At 73.0% G+C, this 2921-nt stretch carries 2 protein-coding genes and 1 pseudogene; 2 read left to right on the forward strand and 1 reads right to left on the reverse strand.

The annotated features are described in order from the left end of the window. Positions 1-138: 138 nt before the first annotated feature. Positions 139-1350, reverse strand: coding sequence for an MFS transporter (locus ACFXA3_RS40090; protein ID WP_385195973.1), 1212 nt, complete (start codon positions 1348-1350; stop codon positions 139-141). Between the two features lie 206 nt (positions 1351-1556). Between ACFXA3_RS40090 and ACFXA3_RS40095 the strand changes: the two genes are divergently transcribed. After that, positions 1557-2639: a threonine aldolase family protein gene (locus ACFXA3_RS40095; RefSeq protein WP_385195975.1), complete on the forward strand. Its 1083-nt coding sequence runs from the start codon at positions 1557-1559 to the stop codon at positions 2637-2639. Continuing rightward, positions 2636-2921, forward strand: a pseudogene (locus ACFXA3_RS40100) (hypothetical protein); the annotation flags it as partial. The gene ACFXA3_RS40095 and the pseudogene ACFXA3_RS40100, both read left to right, overlap by 4 nt.

Below are 2921 nucleotides of genomic sequence, written 5' to 3' on the forward strand. Positions count from 1 at the left end.
CCCCAGCGCCGCCAGCCCCCCGGCCGCCGAGCCCGGCGGGGGCGGGGGCCGGGGGGCGGCGCGCGGGCCCGGGCCGGGGGGGGCGCCGCCCGGGGGCGGGGGGGGCGGGCCGCCCCCCCCCGCCGCCGGGCCGGGGGCTCAGAGTTCCGCGGTGTCGCGGGCCGGCGCCGGGGCGGCCGGGCTCCCGCCCGCTCCGGTGGCGGGCCGCCCCTGCGGCATCCGGCGCGAGGCGGCGGTGATGAGGAGCGCGACGGCGATGGCCGTGGCGATGCCGGTGCGCAGGGTGGTGGCCTCGGCCACGAAGCCGATCAGCACGGGACCGACGAGCAGCCCCGCGTAACCGATCGCCGACACCTGGGCGATGGCGGCGTCCGAGTGGCCGGGGGCGGCGGATCCGGCCAGGGACATGCACAGCGGCACGACGATGCAGACGGCCAGCCCCGTCAGGGCGAATCCGGCGATGGCCCAGACGGCCGAGGGAGCGGTCACGACGAGGAGCACGCCCAGTGCGGTCGTGGCGCCGGCGGCCGCGAGGATCGACCGGCTTCCGCAGCGCAGTCGCAGCCGGTCGCCGAACAGCCGCCCGGAGAACGTGGCGAGTTCGTACACCGGGTAGGCGATCGCGGCGACGGCTTCCGTCGTGTGCAGCTCGCGTGCGAGGAGGAGGCCGCTCCAGTCGGCCACCAGTCCTTCGAGGAGGAGCGCGAGGAAGGCGACGGCTCCGATCAGGTAGACGATCCCGGGCAGCTTGTGGCGGTCCGTGGCCTCCTCCTCTTCGGCCGGCTCGTCCAGGTAGGTCCAGCCGACGGCGAGGGCGAGGGGCAGCGCGATGACCGCGACGCCCAGCACCGAGGCGGTGTAGGGCACGTCGAGGGCCGCGAGGGCGACGGCGAGGAGTCCGCCGGCCACGGCTCCGGCGCTCCATCCGGCGTGGAAGCCGTTCATCAGGGGCCGTTCGGCACGGCGTTCGACGAGGCTGCCCTGGGCGTTCATCATGGCTTCGGCGATGCCGGAGGCGACTCCGAAGCCGGCGGCGGCCGCGAGGAGCAGCGGGAACGAGGAGCTGAGGGCGATGAGCCCGACGGCGACGGTGACCAGAGGGGTGCCGATGCGCAGCAGCAGCCGGTTCCCGAGGGCCGCGACGATCCAGCGCATGCACTGCATGGTCGCGGTGGCCGCGATGCCCCAGGAGAGGATGACGAGCCCCACGTCGCCGGTGTCCAGGCCGAGTTTGACGGCGAGCCCCGGCAGTCTGGCGGCCAGGATGCCGTTCACCACGCCGACGAGGGCGAAGGTGGCGACGACTCCTCTGTGGGCGCGCCGCAGGGTGCTTGCCGGGGAACTCTGCATGGACCGTCTTCCTGTGTGCGCCCACCGCTCCGGCCAGGCACGACGGACGGTGCGGCAGGCATTCCTTCTTGATCAGAAGTGTGCCGGAAGTCTTGCGCTCATTACTAGATCATCTCGTAAGATCTTCATCGCCAGACAGGCAAAGGCAGTTGTGACCGCCATGTCCCCCACCACGGGCCGCCGCCGCGCAAGTGAAGGACGAAGGATTGATCCCCCGACTGCACGACCCCGCGGCGCGGGGCTTCGCGAGTGACAACTACGCAGGCTTACACCCCGACGTCCTGGCCGCCCTCGCCGTCGCCAACGAGGGACACCAGGCGGCGTACGGGGACGACGTCTACACCGACCGGCTCCGGCAGGTTTTCCGGGAGCACTTCGGCGACCGGGCGGAGGTCTACCCCGTACTCAACGGCACGGGCGCCAACGTGGTGGGGCTCCAGGCGATGAGCGAGCCCTGGGGGGCCGTCATCTGCGCGGAGAGCGCTCATGTCAACACCGACGAATGCGGGGCCCCGGAGCGGGTCGCCCACGTCAAACTGCTCACCGTGCCGGCCCCGGACGGCAAGCTGACGCCCGCGCTGATCGAACGGCAGGCCTGGGGGCGGGGCGACGTGCACCGTGCGCAGCCGACCGTCGTCGCGATCGCCCAGCCCACCGAACTCGGCACCCTGTACACGCCGCAGGAGATCGCCGACATCTGCTCCCACGCCCACGAGCGGGGCATGCGCGTGTACCTCGACGGGGCGCGGCTGGCCCAGGCGGCTGCGGCCCTCGGCGTTCCGCTGCGCGCCCTGACCACCGATGCCGGCGTCGACGTCCTGTCCTTCGGCGGTACCAAGAACGGTCTGCTGCTCGGCGAGGCCCTGGTCGTGCTGGATCCGGACGCCGTCCGCGGTCCGCAGTTCCTGCGCAAGGCCGCGACCCAGCTGGCCTCCAAGATGCGGTTCATCTCCGCGCAGTTCATCGCCCTGATGGAGCACGGGCTGTGGCTGGAGAACGCCCGGCGGGCCAACGCCATGGCCCGGCGGCTGGCCGATGCGGTGGACGGTCTGCCGGACGTACGGATCGTGCAGCCGGTGCAGACCAACGCGGTCTTCGCCGTTCTGCCCACGGCCGTGACCGCCCGCTTGCAGAAACGCTTCCCCTTCTACGTCCGGGACGAACGGACGGGCGAGGTCCGCTGGATGTGCTCCTTCGACACCACCCCGGCCGACGTCGACGCGTTCGCGGCGGCCCTCGCCGAGGAACTCCTCGCACACCGGCGCCTCTCGGAATCGGAGACCCCGTGAACCCCGACCACAGCGGACAGCCGCTCCCCTCCCGCGTGGGGCACGCCCCGTTCAAGGGCGCGCGCACCACCGAGGCCCCCCTGACCTGGAGCCAGCAGGAAATCTGGGCCCTGATCGAGAACGCGGGCCCGAACGACCACGTCTACAACGTCGTCGAGGACTTCCGCGTCCCCGCCGGCGTCCGCCCCACCGAGGCCGAGTGCCTCGAAGCACTGTCGTTCTTCTTCTCCCGCCCCGAGTCCCGGCGGTCGGGGTGCCCGCGGACGGCCGACGGCCGGGTCG

Source organism: Streptomyces sp. NPDC059456, assembly GCF_042750055.1.
Taxonomy (GTDB): domain Bacteria; phylum Actinomycetota; class Actinomycetes; order Streptomycetales; family Streptomycetaceae; genus Streptomyces.

Bases quoted from the DNA above. Each gene is read 5' to 3' on its own strand.
- ACFXA3_RS40090 (WP_385195973.1), bottom strand. From the start codon at position 1,350: ATGCAGAGTTCCCCGGCAAGCACCCTGCGGCGCGCCCACAGAGGAGTC.